This window comes from Streptomyces sp. NPDC025618 (assembly GCF_055558795.1).
In genome coordinates, this window is sequence record NZ_JBVHLW010000001.1 from 298,402 (window position 1) to 318,727 (window position 20,326).

Annotated in this window: 15 protein-coding genes; 11 read left to right on the top strand and 4 right to left on the bottom strand. The window is 72.9% G+C overall.

Annotation, left to right across the window (positions count from 1 at the left end):
• Positions 1-98: 98 nt before the first annotated feature.
• The 8 genes from ACZ4A5_RS01345 (at position 99) to ACZ4A5_RS01380 (ending at position 10,491) form a co-directional block, all read left to right on the top strand.
• Positions 99-665 (top strand): winged helix-turn-helix domain-containing protein, encoded by a 567-nt coding sequence (locus tag ACZ4A5_RS01345; protein ID WP_467576889.1) that lies wholly within the window; start codon positions 99-101, stop codon positions 663-665.
• A gap of 217 nt (positions 666-882) precedes the next feature.
• Positions 883-2,160, top strand: coding sequence for a sensor histidine kinase (locus ACZ4A5_RS01350; protein ID WP_467576891.1), 1,278 nt, complete (start codon positions 883-885; stop codon positions 2,158-2,160).
• A 29-nt stretch (positions 2,161-2,189) separates the two neighbouring features.
• Entirely contained in the window at positions 2,190-2,849 is a 660-nt protein-coding gene (locus tag ACZ4A5_RS01355; RefSeq protein ID WP_467577248.1) for a LuxR C-terminal-related transcriptional regulator, read from the top strand.
• A gap of 109 nt (positions 2,850-2,958) precedes the next feature.
• On the top strand, positions 2,959-6,078 hold the full coding sequence (locus ACZ4A5_RS01360) for an alpha-N-acetylglucosaminidase (protein WP_467576894.1): 3,120 nt from the start codon (positions 2,959-2,961) through the stop codon (positions 6,076-6,078).
• A 79-nt stretch (positions 6,079-6,157) separates the two neighbouring features.
• Complete coding sequence (locus tag ACZ4A5_RS01365) at positions 6,158-6,766, top strand: rhomboid-like protein (RefSeq protein ID WP_467576896.1); 609 nt, start codon at positions 6,158-6,160, stop codon at positions 6,764-6,766.
• A 31-nt stretch (positions 6,767-6,797) separates the two neighbouring features.
• Positions 6,798-7,589, top strand: a complete 792-nt coding sequence (locus ACZ4A5_RS01370; protein WP_467576898.1) for a tyrosine-protein phosphatase — start codon at positions 6,798-6,800, stop codon at positions 7,587-7,589.
• Between the two features lie 170 nt (positions 7,590-7,759).
• Positions 7,760-9,703: a hypothetical protein gene (locus tag ACZ4A5_RS01375; protein ID WP_467576900.1), complete on the top strand. Its 1,944-nt coding sequence runs from the start codon at positions 7,760-7,762 to the stop codon at positions 9,701-9,703.
• 89 nt (positions 9,704-9,792) lie between these two features.
• Positions 9,793-10,491 (top strand): TetR/AcrR family transcriptional regulator, encoded by a 699-nt coding sequence (locus ACZ4A5_RS01380; RefSeq protein ID WP_467576903.1) that lies wholly within the window; start codon positions 9,793-9,795, stop codon positions 10,489-10,491.
• A 6-nt stretch (positions 10,492-10,497) separates the two neighbouring features.
• Here ACZ4A5_RS01380 and ACZ4A5_RS01385 read toward each other — a convergent pair whose 3' ends face one another.
• The 4 genes from ACZ4A5_RS01385 to ACZ4A5_RS01400 all read right to left on the bottom strand — a co-directional run bounded on the left by ACZ4A5_RS01385 (position 10,498) and on the right by ACZ4A5_RS01400 (position 16,728).
• Entirely contained in the window at positions 10,498-11,601 is a 1,104-nt protein-coding gene (locus ACZ4A5_RS01385; RefSeq protein ID WP_467576906.1) for a helix-turn-helix domain-containing protein, read from the bottom strand.
• 352 nt (positions 11,602-11,953) lie between these two features.
• Complete coding sequence (locus ACZ4A5_RS01390) at positions 11,954-12,169, bottom strand: hypothetical protein (RefSeq protein ID WP_467576909.1); 216 nt, start codon at positions 12,167-12,169, stop codon at positions 11,954-11,956.
• 437 nt (positions 12,170-12,606) lie between these two features.
• The gene (pulA, locus tag ACZ4A5_RS01395) at positions 12,607-15,201 is read right to left on the bottom strand and encodes a pullulanase-type alpha-1,6-glucosidase (RefSeq protein ID WP_467577251.1); all 2,595 of its coding nucleotides are present in this window, start codon (positions 15,199-15,201) and stop codon (positions 12,607-12,609) included.
• 129 nt (positions 15,202-15,330) lie between these two features.
• The gene (locus ACZ4A5_RS01400; protein WP_467576912.1) at positions 15,331-16,728 is read right to left on the bottom strand and encodes an alpha-amylase; all 1,398 of its coding nucleotides are present in this window, start codon (positions 16,726-16,728) and stop codon (positions 15,331-15,333) included.
• Positions 16,729-17,051: 323 nt separating this feature from the next.
• Between ACZ4A5_RS01400 and ACZ4A5_RS01405 the strand changes: the two genes are divergently transcribed.
• From ACZ4A5_RS01405 to ACZ4A5_RS01415, 3 genes are all read left to right on the top strand, one after another.
• Positions 17,052-18,356, top strand: a complete 1,305-nt coding sequence (locus ACZ4A5_RS01405; protein WP_467576915.1) for an extracellular solute-binding protein — start codon at positions 17,052-17,054, stop codon at positions 18,354-18,356.
• Positions 18,357-18,490: 134 nt separating this feature from the next.
• The gene (locus tag ACZ4A5_RS01410) at positions 18,491-19,465 is read left to right on the top strand and encodes a carbohydrate ABC transporter permease (RefSeq protein WP_467576917.1); all 975 of its coding nucleotides are present in this window, start codon (positions 18,491-18,493) and stop codon (positions 19,463-19,465) included.
• The gene (locus ACZ4A5_RS01415; RefSeq protein WP_467576920.1) at positions 19,462-20,310 is read left to right on the top strand and encodes a sugar ABC transporter permease; all 849 of its coding nucleotides are present in this window, start codon (positions 19,462-19,464) and stop codon (positions 20,308-20,310) included. The genes ACZ4A5_RS01410 and ACZ4A5_RS01415 overlap by 4 nt, the downstream gene beginning before the upstream one ends.
• The last annotated feature ends 16 nt before the right edge of the window (positions 20,311-20,326 follow it).

Here is a 20,326-nt window from a genome sequence, read left to right on the forward strand (position 1 = left end):
CACGTCGAAGTCAGCCGCCGGACACCTGGTCCCGGCCAACGGCCCGCGCACATGCACGTCCCCTCGACGGTCTCCCGCGCGAAAGAGCTGAGCTCTCCATGACGAACCTCCGTACCCTCGCCGCGCCCGCCCCGGCCTCCTCGGACACCCGCACCCCCGCCCACGGGGCGCACCGGCACCGACTGCGGGCCGTCGCCCCGGACGAGGTGCCCCCGGTCGCCGAGCTGCTGCACTCCGGCACGGCGACCTGGATGCCCGCGCCCCAGCACACCGTGCCCAGCCTCCCCGGCCAGCCGCCGATGATCGGCTATCTCGTGCTCGTACCGGCGGAGCAGCCCGCCGCCGAGACCCCGGCGGCCGGCGGCCGGGGGGACGCGCTGGTGAGCATCGACCCGGAGCAGCGGATAGCCCGTATCGCGGGCAGGCCGCTGGACCTGACCTATCTGGAGTTCGAGCTGCTCGCCCACCTCGTCGCACACCCCCACCGGGTGCACACCCGCGACCAGTTGGTGACCACGGTGTGGGGTTACGGTCACGTGGGCGACGGCCGCACGGTCGACGTCCACGTCGCCCGTCTCCGCCGCAAGATGGGCGCCGAGCACCGCGCCTCGATCGTGACGGTGCGGCGCGTGGGCTACAAGTACGCGCCTCCCGCCGGCTACTGATCCGGCCGGCACGCGCCGGGCTGCCGCGCCACCGCGCGAGGCACCCGGCGCGTGCCACGCGACCGCCCCCGGAAAGGCGTCTGCCGAGGTCAGGGGGGTTAGGTACACCATGGCCGGGGTGCCCACCCCAGTGACCGATCGCGTGTGCGGGCGCAGACTAGAGTCGGTCCGGGGCCGAGCCGCGGTCCCGGGAGCGACGCACACGGGGGACACCGGCATGAAGATCGCCAAGGCACTGCTGGCCGCGGTGCGCGGGCTGTGGCTGACGGTCGTCGGGCTGGTGATGTCGACCCTGCTGTTCGCGTTCACGCTGGTGTCGCTGGTGCTGATGGTGCTGGGCATCGGTTTCCTCACCACCCCGGTCGTCCTGTCGGCCGTGCGGTCGTACGCGAATCAGCGCCGTCGGCAGGCCGACGCGTGGTCGGGGGTGCGCATTCCGGTCCCGTACCGGAGGCTGCCCGAGCGGCGCGGCGGGTTCGCCGGACAGGTGGAGCACTGCCTGGCGCTGCTCAAGGACAAGGCGACCTGGCGTGACCTCCAGTGGCTGTTCGTGGACCTGTCGGCGGGCGCGGTGCTCGCCGTGCTGCCCGCGACGCTGATCCTCTATGTGTTCTGGGGCCTGGTCCTGGCCCTCGGGGTGTGGAAGCCGATCGTCCGGGTCAATGACGTGCAGTGGTTCGCGTTCGTGCCCGTCACCGACCAGTTCACGGCGAACCTCGCGGCGGCGGTGGGTCTCGGGTTCGGCGTGCTCGGGGTCTTCGTCAACCAGTACCTCCTGCGGACGCACTTCCGGCTCGCCAAGGCGCTGCTGCGGCCGGCCGCGGAGCGCGAGCTCGCCCTGCGCGTCGAGCACCTCACCGAGACCCGGCACGACGCGGTGGACAGCTCCGCCGCGAAGCTGCGCCGCATCGAGCGCGACCTGCACGACGGGGCGCAGGCCCGGCTGGTGGCGATGGGCATGAGCCTGGGCACGATCGAGGCGCTGGTCGAGCACGACCCCGCCCAGGCCAAGCGGCTGCTGGCCGCGGCCCGCGCCGACTCCGCCGAGGCCCTCGCCGAGCTGCGCGACCTCGTCCGCGGCATCCACCCGCCCGTGCTCGCCGAGCGCGGCCTCGGTGACGCCCTGCGCGCCCTCGCCCTGCGGATGCCGCTGCCCGTCGAGGTGGACGTCCGGCTGCCGGGGCGGGCCGAGGAGCCGGTCGAGTCGGCCGCGTACTTCGCGGTCAGCGAGGTGCTCACCAACGCCGCCAAGCACTCCCGCGCCCAGCGCGTGCGGCTCGACGTGCGCCACGCCGAGGGGGCGCTGCGGATCTCGGTGGCCGACGACGGCCGCGGCGGCGCGGCGGTCTCCGGCGGCGGGGCCCGCTCGGGCGGTGGCACCGGCCTCCTCGGCATCGAGCGCCGCCTCGGCGCCTTCGACGGCGTCCTGGCCGTGAGCAGCCCGGTGGGCGGGCCCACGACGGTCACGATGGAGATCCCCTGCGCCCTGCGCTGACGCCCCGTCACCACCCCATGGAGAACCCCTTGCGCGTCGTGCTCGCCGAAGACCTGTTCCTGCTGCGGGACGGGCTGGTCCGGATGCTGGAGGCGTTCGGCTTCGAGATCGCCGCGGCGGTGGAGAGCGGCCCCGAGCTCGGCCGGGCGCTCGCCGAGCTGAGGCCCGACGTCGCGGTCGTGGACGTACGGCTGCCGCCCTCGTTCACGGACGAGGGCCTGCAGTGCGCCCTGGCGGCCCGCCGGGAGACCCCGGGGCTGCCGGTGCTGGTGCTGTCCCAGCACGTGGAGCAGCTGTACGCGCGGGAGCTGCTCGCCGACGGCAGCGGGGGCATCGGATATCTGCTGAAGGACCGGGTGTTCGACGCGACGCAGTTCGTCGACGCCGTACGGAGGGTCGCGGCGGGCGGCACCGCGATGGATCCGCAGGTGATCTCGCAGCTGCTGACGCGGCGGTCGCGGGACACGCCGATGGGGCGGCTGACGCCGCGCGAGCGGGAGGTGATCGAGCTGATGGCCCAGGGGCGGTCGAACGCCGCGATCGCCGGGCAGCTGCACATCACGGAGCGGGCGGTCACGAAGCACACGTCGCACATCTTCGCCAAGCTCGGCCTTCCGCCGTCCGAGGACGACAACCGCCGGGTGCTGGCGGTTCTCGCCTATCTGGACCGGGGCGAAAGCCCCGCCTGACCGCCCGTCGGCGAAACCGCCGACGGGCTCTCCTTGCTCCCCCTGATGGCCCTCGCTAGCGTGCGCCTCGCACACGCGCGTTGTCGCGTACCGCACAGTGGGGAGCGCCATGACCGAGCTGCCGACGCCGCCGTCCAGACGCGCGGTGCTGGGGGCCGTCGGAGCGATCGGCGCGGGAGCCGCCCTCGGCACCTCCTCCCCCGCGGCGGCCTCCGTCCCCCGGCTCCCCGCCCCCTTCGACCCCGCTCCCGCCCGTGCCGCGCTGGAGCGCCTGCTGGGCGCCCACGCGCGGCAGTTCACGCTGACCCCGCTGCCGTCGGGCCGGGAGCGCTTCGAGGTGACCGGCACGACGGGCCGGATCGAGGTGGCGGGCACGAGCCCGGCGGTGCTGCTGACCGGTGTGCACTGGTACCTCAAATACGTGTGCGGGGCCCACATCACCTGGAGCGCGCGCCACCTCGACCTCCCGGCCGCCCTCCCCGCGCCGAGCGAGCCGCTGCGGCGCTCCACCGCGCTCCCGCACCGCTTCGCGCTCAACGACACCAACGACGGCTACACCTTCCCGTACGCCGACTGGCCCTACTGGGAGCGGATGATCGACATCCTCGCCCTGCACGGCTGCAACGAGGTGCTGGTGATCGCCGGGCACGAGGCGGTCCACCACCGCGTCCTGCTGGACAGCGGCTACAGCGACGCCGAGGCGCGCGCCTGGCTGCCCGCCCCCTCCCACCAGCCGTGGTGGCTGCTGCAGAACCTGAGCGGGTACGGCGGCCCGCTCTCCCCCGCGCTGATCGCCCGGCGCGCCGCGCTGGGCAGGCGGATCTGCGACCGGCTGCGCGAGCTGGGCATGGCCCCCGTCCTGCCGGGCTATTACGGCTCGGTGCCCGACGGTTTCACCGAGCGGAACCCGGACGCCCGGGTCGTCCCCCAGGGCGTGTGGCACGGCTTCGCGCGCCCCGACTGGCTCGACCCGCGCACCGGCGCCTTCGCCCGCACCGCGGCCTCCTTCTACCGCCACCAGCGCGAACTGTTCGGCGAGGCCGCGCACTTCAAGATGGACCTGCTGCACGAGGGCGGCACCGCGGGCGGCGTCCCCGTCGCGGCCGCCGCCCGCGGCGTGGAGAAGGCGCTGCGCGCCGCCCACCCGGAGGCGGTCTGGGTGATCCTCGGCTGGGAGAGCAACCCGCTCCCCGAACTGCTCGACGCCGTGGACCGCGAGCGGATGCTGATCGTCGACGGCATCTCCGACCGCTTCGAGGGGATCACCGACCGGGAGAAGGACTGGGGCGGCACGCCGTACGCCTTCGGCAGCATCCCGAACTTCGGCGGGCGCACGACGCTGGGCGCGAAGACCGACGTCTGGGAGGCGAAGTTCTTCGCGTGGCGCGACAAGCCGGGCAGCGCCCTGGCCGGCACGGCGTATCTGCCCGAGGGCGCCGACCGCGACCCCGCCGCCTTCGAGCACTTCTCGGAGCTGGCGTGGCACGAGGAGGCGCCGGACCGGGAGCGGTGGTTCCGCGCGTACGCCGACTTCCGATACGGCCGCCGGGACGCCGCGGCCCGGGACGCGTGGGCGGCGCTGCGCGACACCGCGTACCGGCAGCACGCGCCCGGGCGCAGCGATCCGCACGACAGCCTCTTCGCCGCCCGCCCGGACCTGGCCACCGACCGGGCCGGGGAGTACGCGCCGGACGCCCTGTCGTACGACCCGGTCCGCTTCGACGCCGCGCTCACCGGCCTGCTGGCCGTCGGCGCGGACCTGCGCGGCCGCGACACCTACCGCTACGACCTGGCCGACGTCGCCCGCCAGGCGCTCGCGCACCGCAGCAGGCAGCTGCTCCCCGAGCTCCGGGCCGCCCACGACCGCGGGGACCTGGCCGCCTTCCGGGCGCTCGCCGCGCTGTGGCTGAGGCTGATGGGCCTGGCGGAGGACATCGCGGGCACCCACCGGGCGTTCCTGCTCGGGCCCTGGGACGCCGCCGCGCGGGCCATGGCGACCGGGCCGCAGGAGGCGGACGAGCTGGTGCGCGCGGGCCGGGCGCTGCTGACCCTGTGGGGCGGGCGGGCCACGTCCGACGGCGGCAAGCTGCACGACTACGCCAACCGCGACTGGCACGGTCTGATGAGCGGCTTCTATCTGCCGCGCTGGCGGCGCTGGCTGGAGGAGCTGGAGGACGCGCTGCGCGAGGACCGGCCGCCGCGGGCCGTGGACTGGTTCGCGGTGGAGGAGCCGTGGACGCGGGCGCGGACGGCGTACGCGCTGCGGCCGGTGGGCGACACCTACGGCACGGCCGTACGCGTACGGGACACCCTGGCCGCCGCCCCGTACCAGGGCGCGCTGTCCACCGCCGTGAGCCCGGCCGCCGTGCCGCCGGGCGGCACCGCCACGGTCACCGTCGCCCTCACCAACATGAACGGCCTGCGCGCCACCGGCCGCGTCGACCTGGCCGTGACGGGCCTCAAGGCCGAGGCGCAGGGCCCCACTTCCCTGCCCGGCCTGCCGCCCGGCGGCCGGGGCACGGCCCGCTGGCGCGTCACCGCGCCCAGCGCTCCCCTCGACCGTCCGCTGCTCCGGCTGCCGTACGAGGCGGGCGCGCTCTACGGCCCGCAGGGCGCGGCGCGGGTGCGGAGCGCGCGGAGCGGCGTGCTGTTCCTGGCCGGTCCGCTCGCCGCCGGGTGGCGCACGGTCAGCGGGAACGCCGCCGTCTTCGGCCAGTTGGAGGACGACCGCTTCGCGATCGACGGCTCCGGCGAGGACCTGTGGAAGGGCACCGAGCGGTTCGGCGCGCTCTACCGCGCGGGCGAGCTGCGGGTCGGCGGCACGGCGACCGTGCGGGTCGACGCGCAGACGGACACGGGCGGTTGGGCGCGTACGGGCATCATCGCGCGCGACGACCTGGCGGCGCGGTCGCCGGGGGCGGTGAACCTCGCGGTGACGCCGGGGCAGGGCGTGGTCCTGTCGTACGACGCCGGTGGCACCGGCGCGTTCGACACCTACCGGCGCATCACCGGGGTGCGGGCGCCGGTGTGGCTCAGGCTCGGCAGGATCGCCCCGGGGCTCTTCCGGGGCGAGTGCTCCACGGACGAGGGCGGGTCGTGGCGGACGGTCGCGGAGGTGCGGGTTCCGGGCGCCGCCCGGGCGCAGGACGTGGGTCTCTTCCTGACCGCGGGCAACGACGGCAGCGGCGCGCGCGGGCTGGCCGAATTCAGCGGGTGGCGGCTCGGCTGACCGTACGGCCCGCATCGGATACGGGCCCGGTTCCGGCCGAACCCGGCCGGAGCGGGCCCGCTCCGGCGATCATGGCCGCATGACCACACCACGCACGCCCCGACGCCTCCCCCGCCTCGCCCCCGCCTATGTGGGCGCGCTCTCCCTCGCCTCGGCCGTCACCCACCACTGGCTCGCCCCGGACGCCCGGGAACGCCTGCTGAAGCGCTGTTCGACGAATGTCGACAATCTGCGGAGCGGGCGCTGGGACACCCTCGCCACCAGCGCCCTGTTCATGGAGGGCGCGATGGAACTGCCCTACGCCCTGCTGCTCCTGGCGGTCCTCGGCTACGCCGAGTACGCGTACGGCGCGTGGTGGGCGGCGGGCACCTTCGCCCTGGGGCACGTCGGCGCGACCCTGCTGGTCTACGGCGGGCTGCGGGCCCTGCGCACCTCCCCGCGCACCCGGTCGGCCACCGACGTCGGGCCGAGCTACGGTTACCACGCGGTCCTCGGCGCGCTCGGCGCACTGCTTCCACGGGGCGCCGCGCGCACGACCGCGTACGCCGCGCTCCTCGCGTTCGGCGTGCGGCCCCTGCTGCACAGGAGGCCGACGTTCACGGACGCCGGACACCTGACCGCGCTGGGGCTGGGGGTGGCCCTGGGGCTGGGGTGCGAGCGCGCCCTCGGCTACCGTTCGGCACAATAACGGTAGAAATCCGACAAGGGGAGACGCGCCCATGCCGCAGTTCGACGCCTCGACCATCATCAATCTCCGCGACCTCGGCGGCATCGCGCTCGCCGGCAATTCGGCCGTCCGCCCGGGCCTGCTGCTGCGCTCCGGCCAGCTCGACCGGCTCGACCCGGAGCTCGACCCCGCGGTCGCGGCCCTCGGCATCCACACGGTCGTGGACCTGCGCACCGAGCACGAGCGGCACGAGCGCCCCGACCAGGTGCCCGCGGGCGCCCGGCTCATCGTCGCGGACGTGATGGCCGCCGGGGTGACGGGCGGCGACAGCGTGCCGGCCAGGCTCGACTCGGTGCTCGGCAACCCCGCCGTCGCGGACGAGCACCTCGGCAACGGCAAGGCCGAGAAGCTGCTCTGCGACGCCTACCGCGCCTTCGTGACCTCCGAGTCCGCCTGCGGCGCGTACCGCCTCCTGCTGTCGGCCCTCGCCGAGCCGGACTGCGGCCCCCTCCTCTTCCACTGCACCGCGGGCAAGGACCGCACGGGCTGGGCGGCCACCGTGATCCTGCTGCTCCTCGGCGCGGACGAGGCCACCGTCCAGGAGGAATACCTCTCGGTCAACCCGGCCGTGCGGGCGGCCTTCGCCCCGCTCATCGACCGCTTCACCGAGGCGGGCGGCGACCCGGAGATCTCCGACGCGATCCTCGGCGTGCGGCCCGCCTATCTCACGGCGGCGCTGGAGGAGATGGAGCGGGGGTACGGCGGGGTGGAGGCGTACGTCCGCGACGGGCTCGGCGTCCCGGACGAGGCGGTCGACCGCATCCGCGCACGCTACGTGGCCTGAAGGCCGCCGGCCGCCGGTCCGCCTGACCGTCAACCCGCCGCGCGCCGGACGCCGTCCGGCGGTGCCGCGGGAACGCCGGCCCGCGCCTGTGCCACCAGCGCCGACCACGCGGTCCCGGTCACCCGACGGGCGTGAGGTGACCATCTCACCATTCACTCGTTCTACGGACCGTGGAGCAGCAAGCGACAGCCCCGAGGCCCATCCCGCCCGTCGACGTCGAGCAGGCGGAGGCCGCGCTCATCGAGCACTATCCGCGTCTCGTACGGCTCGGATATCTCGTGCTGCCGCCCACCCTGGGCCGCAATCGCCGGGTGCTCACCGCGCACGCCCTCGTGCAGCGCGCCCTGCCCCGCAACAGGGTCACCGAGGCCGAGCTCGCCGGGCTGGCCGTGCCCGCCCCGCGCGGCGGCACCGGATCCCCGGGCGACCCGGGCTATGCGTATGTGCGGCAGCGCGTGCTGCGGGCCGCCCTCGAAGCGGGCCGCCCGCGCGGGCGGTGGCAGCTCCCCAAGCCCGGCCGGCTCCCCCCGCTGCTGCCGCAGGTGTGGGGCCTGCGGCTGTTCCCCCGCTCCGGCGGCGCCGACGAACTCGCCCTGGACCAGGCCCTCGCCGCCCTCTCCGCGCCCGGCCGGGCCGCGTATGTGCTGCGCGCCCTGGAGCTGCCGTCCGACCGTGACGTCCGGCAGGCGCTCAAGGCCGCGGGTGTCGCGGACCCGGCGTCCGCGCTCATCGAGGCGGACGGGCTGCGCACACCGCCCGGCAGCCGGGACGCGTCGCTGCTGGAGTCGATGGAATTCGACCCCTGCTCCCTCCAGGCGCGGCCGACGGACCTGATGCGCCGCCGCCAGCACGGCCGGGCGGCCCTCGCGGCGGCCGCGGCGGCCGCCGTGTGCGGCACGCTGCTGGTGCTGCCGGGCAGCGACTGGGGCCCGGACGGCGCCGCCGCTCCCCCGTACGCGCAGAACGCCTCGGCGCAACAGGCTCTGGATCCGGCCAAGTTGACCCGGGCGGGCGCCGACGCGTGGAAGCGCGCCGACCGGCCCGGCTTCGCCGTCTGGCCCGCCCGCGGCGGCCGCGCCGACGACCAGGCGCTGCTGCGCCGGGCCCTCGCCGTCTGGGCGCGGCCGGGCGGCAGCGTGCGGGTGACCGCCACACCGGGCACCGCCACCGGCCCCGCCGCGGGCCCCCCGCAGCTGCTGTACGCGGGCGAGGTCGGCCAGGCGGCGGTCGTGGTCTTCCACGACGGGCTGCGCCTCGTGCGCTACGCCGAGGCCAAGAACGGCGACACCGGCGGCGCGGCCCTGGACTTCGCCCGCGCGGACGCGGCCGACGAGGATTCGGCGACCGCGGTCGTGGTCGGCCGGGCCGACACCGACGTCCGCTATCTGACGGCCCCTTGGGTGAGCGAGGTCTCGGTGCGCGACCTCCTCAAGCCCGGTGACAGCGCGCGGCCCCTGCGCACGGCCGCGGACGGGGTGACCGACCCGACCATCAGCCCGGCCTCGGCGAACGACTGCCACAGCTGGCCGGCCCTCCAGATGGGCGGGCGCCTGGTGACCGACCTCGGCGAGCTGACCCCGGCCCGGCTCACCACGGGCGCCCCCGGCGAGCGGCGCGACGTCACCGGCCCGGCCGCCCGCGCCGACTGGGCGCACACCGCCTGCCATCTGCAGACCATGCGGGCGCAGGGGGTGCGCTCGGTGAACTCCTGGTCCTTCGCGACCCAGCCGCTGCCCGGCGGCGCGGCGGGCAGCGCACAGTGGCTGTGCACCCGGGCCGAGACCTGGCGCGGCGCGGGCAGCCGGGTGCTGGCGCTGTTCCAGCCGCCGGGCACCCGGCCGGGCGCGGCGAGCCCGCCCGTCGCCCGCGCCGAGGGCTCCCCCGCGTGCGGCGAGCGCGACCCGCACGCGCTGGCGGGCGTGCTGTGGAAGTCGCCCGGCGGCAATTGGTACGCGCTCGCGGCCGGCAGCGACGACGTGCAGTCGATCACCGCGACCGGCGCGGTGCGGACCACAGCGGCCGGCCGGCTGCTGGCCGTCCCGGCGAAGCCCGGCTCCCGGACGGCGCTCACCGCGCGGCTGGCGGACGGGAAGAGGCTCACGGCCGTCCAGTGACCGGTCCAGGGGTGACGTGACGAACGCCCCCTGCCCGCCTGCCTCCTGGGCGTGATCCGCCCCCGCGGGCTGCTATTAGTATGACCGCCATGACGAACCGGATACGGCGCAGGATGGCGGTCGAGCAGCGACGCGAGCAACTGATCGCGGTCGCTCTCGAGCTGTTCGGCCATCGCCGCCCGGACGATGTCTCCATCGACGAGATCGCAGCGGCGGCCGGGATATCCCGGCCGCTCGTCTATCACTACTTCCCCGGCAAGCAGAGCCTGTACGAGGCGGCGCTGCGCCGGGCGGCGGACGAGCTCGCGGCGCTCTTCGACGAGCCGCGCGAGGGCCCGCTGGGCGAGCGGCTCGCGCGGGTGATGAACCGGTTCTTCGACTTCGTCGAGGAGCATGGCACGGGCTTCTCCGCCCTGATGCGCGGCGGCCCGGCGGCCGGGAGCAGCCGGGCGTGCGCGGTGATCGACGGAGTGCGGCAGGCGGCGTACGCCGAGGTGCTGCGCCACCTCGGCGTGCAGTCGCCGCCCCCGCGGCTGGAGCTGGCCGTCCGCTCCTGGATCTCCCTGACGGAGACGACGGCCCTGCTCTGGCTGGAGGACCCCCGCATCCCCCGCGCCGAGCTGGAACGCCAGCTCGTCCACGACTTCGTGGCGCTCACGGCGGTGAGCGCGGCCTACGACGAGGACATGGCGGAGGTCCTCCGCCGCATGCTCGCCGACGAGTCGGACCTCGGCCCCTTCACGGACCTCCTCACCCGCCTCTCCGCACTGGCCCCGCTGCCGGTCTGAGCGGCGTCACTTGCCGGCCGACCGGCGTCCCCGCCTCCTGCCGGAGCGGTCCGCCACCGACATCGAGCGGAACCGCAGGGGCGTCGCGACCCTGGGGTAGAGGCAGGCGTACATCCGGAACTGGGCGCGCATCACGCCCTGGCCACGCCGGCTGAGCGCGAAGGCGCTGCCGTCGGCACGCACGACAAGGTTCACGAAGAACCGGTCGAGCAGGGCGTCCCAGACCTCGTCCTCCTCGGAGACCCGGCGCAGGGCGATGCCTTCCGCGCCCGCGTCCGACAGGGAGACCATCGTGCGCCACTGCTTCGCGCTCATGGCCACCGACAGGAAGTCGCTGAGCCTGTCGGCGGAGCGCACGGGGGCCGTCTCCAGCATTTCGGTGATCCTCCGCTGCCGGGCGCCCGCCTGCTCGGCCGCGCGCTCGCTCTGGGCGTAGGCGGCGTCGAGCCCGGCCATGGCCGCGTCCCTCAGCAGCCAGCGGTAGCGGCCCAGTTCATGGTTGACCAGTCGGCAGACGACGGTGGGGGCCCGCTGGACGAGTGACCCTATGGCCACTATCCGGGGGTTGTCGGGAGCGACGGCGGCGGGCGCGTCCCGCTCCTGCGCGCATGTGAAGACCTCCGCCAAGTGGTCGGTGATCTGGGCGCGTCGGGCGATGGCCAGCGGGTGGTGGTGCAGCGCGTGGTCGATGTCGGCGCGCGGGACACCGAGGCGGGCGGCGAGCAGCCGCCGCAGGGTGCCGTCGTCGCGCACGGGTAATCGGGCGAGTCTTTCGATGTCACGGTACGTCGTGCGGCTCACGTCCAGGCTCTTCGCGATCTCCGCGGCGGTCAGCCCGGCGTGGACGCGCAGATCCCGCAGGGACAGGTGCCGGGCGTCGGAGGCCGACAACCGGCCGGGGGAAACATCGAAGACATGGGCGAGTTGGGCGATCCTGGCGGGCTCCGGGACCGAGCGGCCGTGCTCGTAGGAGAGTATCCGGGCCTTGGAGGTGCCCACGCGGGCGGCGAGCGCGGCGGCGCTGAGCAGGCGCCCGTCGACGGACCGGGTGGCGCGCAGCACGCGCAGGGCGTCACCGTCGAAGTCCGCACTACCACGCGCCACTGACATCGCCCCCCGGCTCCGGCGTCAAGTCGGCTGCCCAAGCTACCGCTTAGGGTCAGTTCGCCGCCACAGCAAGCACTCGCACGGGTGTATTCCTCGCCCTGGTCAGGACTTTTTTCCTGGTACCGTAAAGGACTAATCCTGGTTCCGTTCGACGCATACGAGCGGGAGGGTCAGGGGGTCGGCGAGAGCGTCGGCATCGGAGTTCATCCTTGTGCGGGCATGTTGAGCCACGCGCATTCGGGGCACTCAAGCGAATACGTACCCAGCACAACGCGATGGACCCGCGTCGGTTGCGAGCCAGAGCACGGGTCCACCGGCCGGCTGGGTATCAGCCGGCGGGTGAGGGATCAGTCCTTCACCCGCCGGTGCCATCTGTGTCGACGACGAACCGGATGATCCAAAGCAGCGCTTCGACGATCAGCCGGTTCCGCCTCCACAACGACGCGACACCTCGGTTCCGCTCCTCGTGGCAGTGGCAGCAGGGGACTTCGGCGCTCCGGCTCCGAGCGTCTGCGCCCGACAGGCCGGAGACATCGTCATCCCGGTCCTGCGACCGTTCGGAGTCAGCCATCTGAACCTCACTTCCTTCCGGGGAACCGGGTCGGTCGACCCGCGCGGAAGCAACCGGCACAGGTTCGGAAGAAAGCTGGGCAAGAGCCTACCCCGCGTCACGAGCCCTCCACTGCGCGCACAGAAAAGCCCTTCGGCGGCGTCAACGGGCAGTGGTCTAGAACTCTTTCGATTGATGCGCCGACGCCCCGAACGGCCGCAGATCACTCGATCGCGAACGCCGCCGAACCTCGCATACCAAGGCGGCAGTCGCCCACCGCATCTGAATCACCGGCTTTTATTACCCCTAAGTAGGATGGAACCAAGGCGAGCCGCCGAAGAGGAGGCTGTTCATCCTCATGACTTCATCGGTCAACTCCAGGGATACACCGGACAATTAACGGCAGTTGCCCACAGCGCATCCGCCGACGACTACCCTGCTCCTGACTCATGCGCCGATCAGCCCGCGCGCCGGAACACCGCCACCGTGCGCCCCGGCACCGTGAAGGTGCCCGATGTGCCGTCGTACGACGCCGACTTGACCACCGGGTCCGACCCTTGGGCCTGGAGCGGGTGGAGGGCGTACGGCGTTCCGGCGAGGGTGGGGACGCGCTGGGTGAGGCGGCCCGGGGTGGCGTTCAGGACGACGAGCAGGTTGCCGAGCCGCATCGTGATCACGCCCGGTGTCTCGTCCTTGCCGGAGAGCGGGAAGGAGAGGTCCGCCTGGACCCCGGCGGCCGTGGTGTGGCTGAACGCCCGCTCCGTCGTGCGGATCCGCAGCAGGTCGCGGTAGGCGGCGGAGGCCGCCTCGACGGGCGCGCGGCCCGGGCGCAGGGCCGGATCGGCGAGGAGGGGGCGGGCGTAGGGCCACTTGGCCGCGTTGTCCGCGGCCGGGGGCAGGCCGCGGCCGAAGCCGTTGCCGTGGGCGCGGTCCCAGTGGATCGCGTTGAACCAGTCACCGCTGTCGAAGGAGTTGCGGTCCAGCGACTTGGAGCGCAGGAGGTCCGTACCGGCCTGGGAGAGCGCCGGGCCCTGGGACAGCGTGGCGGTGGCCATGGCGAGGACCTGCATGCGGGCCCGGTCGGACGGCGTGGTGCGCTGCGGGAGTTTGAAGGCGAGGGCGTCGTAGAGGGTCTCGTTGTCGTGCGCGTCCACGTAGGCGAGGGCGTCGCCGGGGGCGGCGGCGTAGCCGGCGGGCGCGCCGTTGTAGTCGACGTCCGCGCCGCTGACGCTCCGGCCGGTGGAGTCCGTGAAGCGGTAGGCGGCGAGGTTGCCGGACAGGCCCACCTTGATGAGGTCCTGGGCGTGCAGGAGACGGGCGCGCTGTTCCTCGGGGGTCCCGGGGGTCGCGCCGTTGGGGTCGGTGTAGAGACCGGAGGCGAAGCCCTGGACGCGCGGGTCCTGGTCGAAGGGGCCGCCGCCGCGGACGGCGTCGCGGGCGCGGTCGGAGAAGGTCGCTATGCCGGTGCCCGCCATGTTCCTCTGGGTGGCCTGGACGAAGCGGGCGTCGTCCGCGACCTCGCCGAAGTTCCACCCCTCGCCGTAGAGGACGACCGCCTTGCCGTCGACACCGTCCTTGGCGGGCGTGAGCGCGTCGAGGGCCTCGCGCACGGCCAGGATGTTCGCCTTGGGGTGGTGGCCCATGAGGTCGAAGCGGAAGCCGTCGACCTTGTACGCCTTGGCCCAGGTGACGACGGAGTCCACGACGAGCTTGCCCATCATGGCGTGTTCGGGCGCGGTGTTCGCGCAGCAGGTGGAGGTGGCGACGGTGCCGTCGTCCAGCAGCCGCTGGTAGTAGCCGGGGACGACGCGGTCGAGCACGGAGCGCGGGTCCTGCCCGGACGCGGCCGTGTGATTGTAGACGACATCCATGACCGTGCGCAGCCCGGAGGCGGCCAGGCCCTGGACCATCCGCCGGAATTCGAGGGTGCGGCGCGGGCCGTCCGGGTCGGAGGCGTAGCTGCCCTCGGGGACGGTGTAGTGCAGCGGGTCGTAGCCCCAGTTGTACGCGTCCCGGGCGGCCGTCCGCCCCACGCACTCCTGCTGCCGCTCGGAGTCGGCGGGCAGGGCGGTGAGGTCGCAGGGGGGCGTGGCCTGGTCGGCGCGCCTCTCGGGGACGGTGGCGAAGTCGAAGGCGGGCAGCAGGTGGACGTAGGAGGTGCCCGCCTCGGCGAGGCTCTTCAGGTGGCGCATGCCGGCCGAGGTCCGGTCGGTGAAGGCGAGGTACTGCCCCGGGTGCGCCGAGGTGCGGTCCGCGACGGAGAAGTCGCGGATGTGCAGCTCCTGGATGCGCGCGTCGCGCAGCGGCACGGCGCGGGGCTTGCGGAGCGTCCGCCAGCCCGGCGGGGCGAGGGCGGGGTCGGCGAGGTCGGTGACCACGCTGCGCGCGGAGTCCGCGGTGAGGGCGGTGGAGTAGGGGTCGGTGACGAGGTTGGTGACCGTCTTCCGCACGGTCGGGGCCCAGACGGTGACCGCGTACCGATAGGGCTTGCCGGTCCACTCGCGGGGGCCGGTGACGCTCCACACGCCGCTGGTGTCGTCGCGCCTCATGGGCACGGTGCGGCCCGCGAGTTCGAGGGCGACGGCTCGCGCGGTGGGGGCCCACAGGGAGAGGGTGGGGCGGCCCTGGCGGAAGACCGGGCCGAGCCGGGCCTTGGCGGCCGACGCGGCGTAGAGGTCATCGAGGACGCCGGGGATCTGTACGCCGGTGGTGATGTCGTCCGTGGCGGCGACGAGTCGGCCTCTGAGCGCTTCGGGGACGCGTGACCGGTCGCCGGGGGCGATGCGGAAGGCGTCGTACGCCGCGAGGTGGGGGTACTTCGCGCGCTGGCCCGGGGTGAGCCCGCCGGGCTGCGGGGTGAGGGCGAAGGTGCCGGTGTCGTGGACGAGCCGGTGGGGGTGGGCGGGGTCGCCGAGGTTCCTGGGCCAGGCGACGGTGGTGCGGTCGATCCACTGCACGGCGGCTTCGGGTGCGGCGGGGGCGGGGTTCGCGTGGGTGGGGGCGGCGGCTGCGAGTGGCAGCAGGAAGCCGAGGGCCGCTGCCGCGGTGACCAGGCGTCTCATGGGGCTCCTTCACTGTCGGCGGGGCCGGGCGATCGGGCGGGGATCTGTCGGAGACCGGGCGGGAATCGATCGGGGGTCAGGCAGGGACCAGGCGGGCGCCGGGCAAGGGCCCGGCAGGGATCAGGCGCAGGAGCGGGCGCCGACGTGCAGGGCCAGTGCCGTGTTCGGGGCGAGCGTGGCGGTGAAGGTGCCGTCCTGGGCGACGGTCACCCGGCGGCCGCTCTGTACATCGCAGTAGTCACCCCCCGGCAGGGACGAGGTGAAGGTGCGGCTCAGCGCGAACGACTCGTGGTTGACGGCCACATAGCCCTTTTCGCCGCGCCCGAACGCGATCGCCTGGTATCCGTTGTCCCACCAGTCGCCGACCGCCGCACCCCGCGTCGCGTTGCGGAAGGCCACCATGGACTTGATCTCCGGCCATTTGTGCTGGCACTTCCAGCCGTTCTGCCAACAGGCGGCCACCGAGCCGCCGTTGGGCGGACCGGCGTCGCGGTCGGTGAACTCGTAGCCGGAGTGGACGTCGGGGGAACCGTAGGGCCAGGCGAGCATGAAGACGTTGGCGAGGGTGTAGTTCGCCCCGTCCTTGTAGCTGAGGGTGTCGCCGTTGCGCTCGGTGTCCCAGTTGTCGGTGAAGACGGATGCCTGACCGCCGGGCAGATATCCCCAGCCCTCGCCGAAGTTCTTCAGATAGGCGAGCCGCTCGCCGGTGAAGACGCGCTTGAGGTCGCGCGCGTAGCGGAATTCCTGGACGTCGCCGTTGCGCAGGTATTCGTCCGGCTGGACCGCCTCGCCCGCGCCGAAGATGGTCTCCTGCTTCCAGTAGACGCCGGGTCTGCTCAGCCGGGACTTGATCGCGGCGAGGTCCTCGGTCGCGATGTGCTTGGCGGCGTCGACGCGGAAGCCGTCGACGCCGAGCGAGAGCAGGTCGTCGAGGTAGGCGGCGACGCGGTCGCGTACGCGCTCCGCGCCGGTGTCGAGGTCGGCGAGGCCCACCAGTTCGCAGTTCTGGACGTCGCCGCGGTCGCGGTAGTCGCTGACGGGCTTGCGGCAGCTGTGGAAGTCCCGGTCCTCGTACGTGCCCGGGTAGCCGTACTTCGTATACGCGGTGCCGCCGGTGCCCGTGCCGGAACCGGCCGCCATGTGGTTGACGACGGCGTCGGCGACGACCTTGACCCCGGCGGCGTGGCAGGTGTCGACCATGTTCTTCAGCGCGGCGCGGTCGCCGAGCCGCCCGGCGACGCGATAGCCGACGGGCTGGTAGGAGGTCCACCACTGCGGGCCCTGGACGTGCTCCTGGGGCGGGGAGACCTGGACGTATCCGTAGCCGGCCGGGCCGAGGGTGTCCTTGCACTCCTTGGCGACGGAGGCGTAACTCCACTCGAAGAGCACGGCGGTGACGTCACGTTCACCGGGGGCCGCCGCCCGCGCGGGCGGGGCGCAGGTGAGGGTTCCCGCGACCAGGGCGGCGACGGCGAGCAGTGCTCTGCGGCCGGTTCCGGGCAGGACGAAGGGGGGCATGGCGCCTCCTGAGGGGGGTGGCCGGTTCCTGACGAACCGGGACAGAACAGCCTGGTACGGCAACGCACCGCACCCAGCGGGCCGATGAAGGTTCTTGCTCTTCTTGCTGCAACTCCCGGTCCGCACGACCGCGACAACCGCTGCGCACGAGACCGTACGAGGCCGGTAGCCGCCGGTCAACCCTTGGGACACGGTCCGGTTACGACCCGGAAATCTCGCCGTTTCGTTCTTGCAAACCCTTTCGCAAGAGATTGCAGCCTGTTAACTTCCTCCACAGCTCGGGCCGTCCGCGACTGGTCGGCCTCCTTGATGAGGAGATCCATATGCGAAGAGGCATATCGGTTGCGGCCGTCATCGGCGCGCTGGCCCTGACCGCGACCGCGTGCGGCGGTGACGGCGGCAGCGACGGCGGCGACGGATCCAAGGCGGCGAACGACCCGGGCAGTGTGAGCGGGACGGTCACCTGGTGGGACACCTCGGACGCCACCAACGAGGCACCGGCCTTCAAGAAGCTGGTGTCGGCCTTCGAGGCGAAGTACCCCAAGATCAAGGTCGATTACGTCAATGTGCCCTTCGACCAGGCGCAACAGAAGTTCAAGACCGCGGCGTCCACGGGCAAGGGCGCGCCGGACGTGCTGCGCTCGGACGTCGGCTGGACCCCGGGCTTCGCCCAGCTCGGCTACCTCAAGGACCTCACCGGCACGCCCGCGCTGGACAAGCCCGAGGACTTCCTCGACGGGCCGCTGAAGAACGCCGCGTACCAGGGCAAGACGTACGGCGTCCCCCAGGTCACGGACACGCTCGGGCTGCTCTACAACAAGGAGCTCTTCCAGAAGGCCGGCATCGACAAGCCCCCGGCCGACTGGGCCGCGGTCAAGGAAGCCGCCCTGAAGATCAAGGACAAGACGGGCGCCGAGGGCATCGGCCTCAGCCCGGACAGCTACTACTCGCTGCCCTTCCTCTACGGCGAGAAGAGCGACATGGTCGACGTCGCGGACAAGAAGATCACCATCTCCGACGCCGCGTCCGTCAAGGGCATCGAGACCGCCGTCGACCTGGTGAAGTCCGGCGCGGCGCCGAAGCCGGCGGGCACGGACGGCTACAACGCGCTCAAGACGGACTTCAAGAACGGCAAGCTGGCGATGCTCATCGACGGGCCGTGGGCGACGAAGGAGATCTTCGGCGGCGACGCGTACAAGTCGAGGGACAACCTGGGGATCGCGCCGATCCCGGCGGGCTCCACGGGCACGGCGGGTGCGCCGGTCGGCGGGCACAACCTCGTCGTCTACGCGGGGGCGAAGAACTTCGACGCGTCCTACCTCTTCACGCGGTTCATGACCGAGGCCGCCCAGCAGGATTCGGTGTCGTCCGCGATCGGGGTGCTGCCTACGCGGAAGTCGGCTTACACGGCCGAGGTGCTGGCGGATCCGGTGCGGAAGTCCTTCTACGAGGCGCTGGGCAAGGCGCACGCGCGGCCGCAGATTCCGCAGGGCGGGGATCTCTTCACGGACTGGCTCCAGCACTACACGAAGATCTTGACGCTGAAGGAGTCGCCGAAGGAGGGGCTGGACGCGACGGCCAAGGCGTGGCAGGGGGCGCTGCTGAAGGACTGGTCGGTGCGGCAGTAGGGGGCGGGGGTTCCCCTGCCCGCCCCTTCCCGGCCGCATCCGATACGCGGCTCCGCCGCGTGGGGGCAAGCCCCCCCCCGCATGTCCAGCCCGCCTCCGCCCCCGGTCACGCCCCCGTCAGAAAGCCGTCCACCATGACCGCAGCAGTCTCCGAAACCGGTAGCCCTCCGACCTTGTTCACGCGGCTCCGGCGGTCCTTCGACACGCACTGGTACGCCTGGGCCATGGTCCTGCCCGTGGTCGTCGTGCTGGCGGTGCTCGTCGGGTATCCGCTGGGGCGCGGGATCTATCTGTCCTTCACCGACGCCAACGAGGCCAACGTCGGACGGACCATCGGCGTCAACCACATCGCGTCGACGTACAAGTCCGTCGGTCTCGACAACTACTGGAAGGTGCTCTCGGGGCAGGAGGGCCACTTCTACTCGCGGCTGGGCTGGACCGTGATCTGGACCGCGTCGTGCGTGTTCCTGCACTACACGATCGGTCTCGGGCTGGCCCTGCTGCTCAACCGGCCGATGCGGTTCCGGGCGCTCTACCGCGTGCTGCTGATCCTGCCGTGGGCGGTGCCGGCGTTCGTCGCGACGTTCTCGTGGCGGCTGATGTTCAACGAGAAGTACGGCGTCTTCAACGCCTTCCTGACCAAGCTCGGCCTGGACCCCGTCGACTGGCTCGGGGACTCGACGCTGCAGAAGGTGTCGGCCGTCGCGGTCAACGTATGGCTGGGCGTGCCGTTCATGATGGTGGCGATCCTGGGCGGGCTCCAGGCGATACCCAGGGAGTTGCACGAGGCCGCCGAGATGGACGGGGCCTCGCCCTGGCAGCGGTTCCGGCACGTGACGCTGCCGGGCCTGCGGCCGGTGAGCGGGACCGTGATCCTGCTGGGTGTCATCTGGACGTTCAACATGTTCCAGGTGATCTATCTGCTGATCGGGCAGGGCGCGAGTTCCGACAGCGAGATCCTGGTGACCTACGCCTACCGCCTGGCCTTCCAGGGGGTGCGCGACTACGCGGGCTCCGCCACGTACGGCATCCTCATCCTCTCGCTGCTGCTGGTCTTCGCCGTCTTCTACCGCCGGATGCTCTCTCGACAGGAGGAGACCACGCGATGAGCTCCACCACCCCACGGGCCCGCGGCTCGCGGTCGCGCGGCGCCTCGGCCGCCCTGCACACGGCGCTGGTCCTCGCGAGCCTGGTCGCGGTCTTCCCCGTGCTGTTCGTCGTCTTCGTCTCGCTGCGCGGCCGCGACGGCTGGCAGGAGCCGACGCGGCTCGTCGGCTTCGGCTTCTCGAACTACTCCCACATCCTGGGGCACACCAAGTTCCTGACCTGGTTCGGGAATTCGGTGATCGTGGCGGTGGGCGCCACCCTGCTCGGGGTGTTCGTCGCGGCGACGGCCGGCTACGCCGTGTCGCGGATGCGCTTCCCTGGCCACAGGCCGCTGATGTGGACCTTCCTGATCGTGCAGATGTTCCCGATGGCGGTGCTGATCGTGCCGCTGTACAACATTCTGGGTGAGCTCGGACTCCTGGACTCCTACACCGGTCTGATCGTGACCTACTGCTCGGTGTCCGTTCCGTTCTGCGCCTGGATGCTCAAGGGGTACTTCGACACCATTCCCGCCGAGATCGACGAGGCGGGCCGGGTGGACGGGCTGAGCCCGTTCGGCACCTTCTGGCGGCTGATCCTGCCGCTCGCCCGGCCCGGCCTGGCCGTCACCGCCTTCTACTCCTTCATCACCGCCTGGGGCGAAGTCGCCTTCGCCACCCAGTTCATGAGCAGCGAGGAGCACTACACCCTCGCGGTCGGGCTCCAGACCTTCGTCGGCCAGCAGAAGGCCGAGTGGGGTCTGATGACGGCCGCGGCTGTCCTGATCACCGTTCCCGCGGCCGCCGTCTTCTTCCTCGCCCAGCGGCACCTGGTCGCCGGGCTGACCGCCGGTGGCACCAAGGGCTGACCCGGCCCGGGGTGCG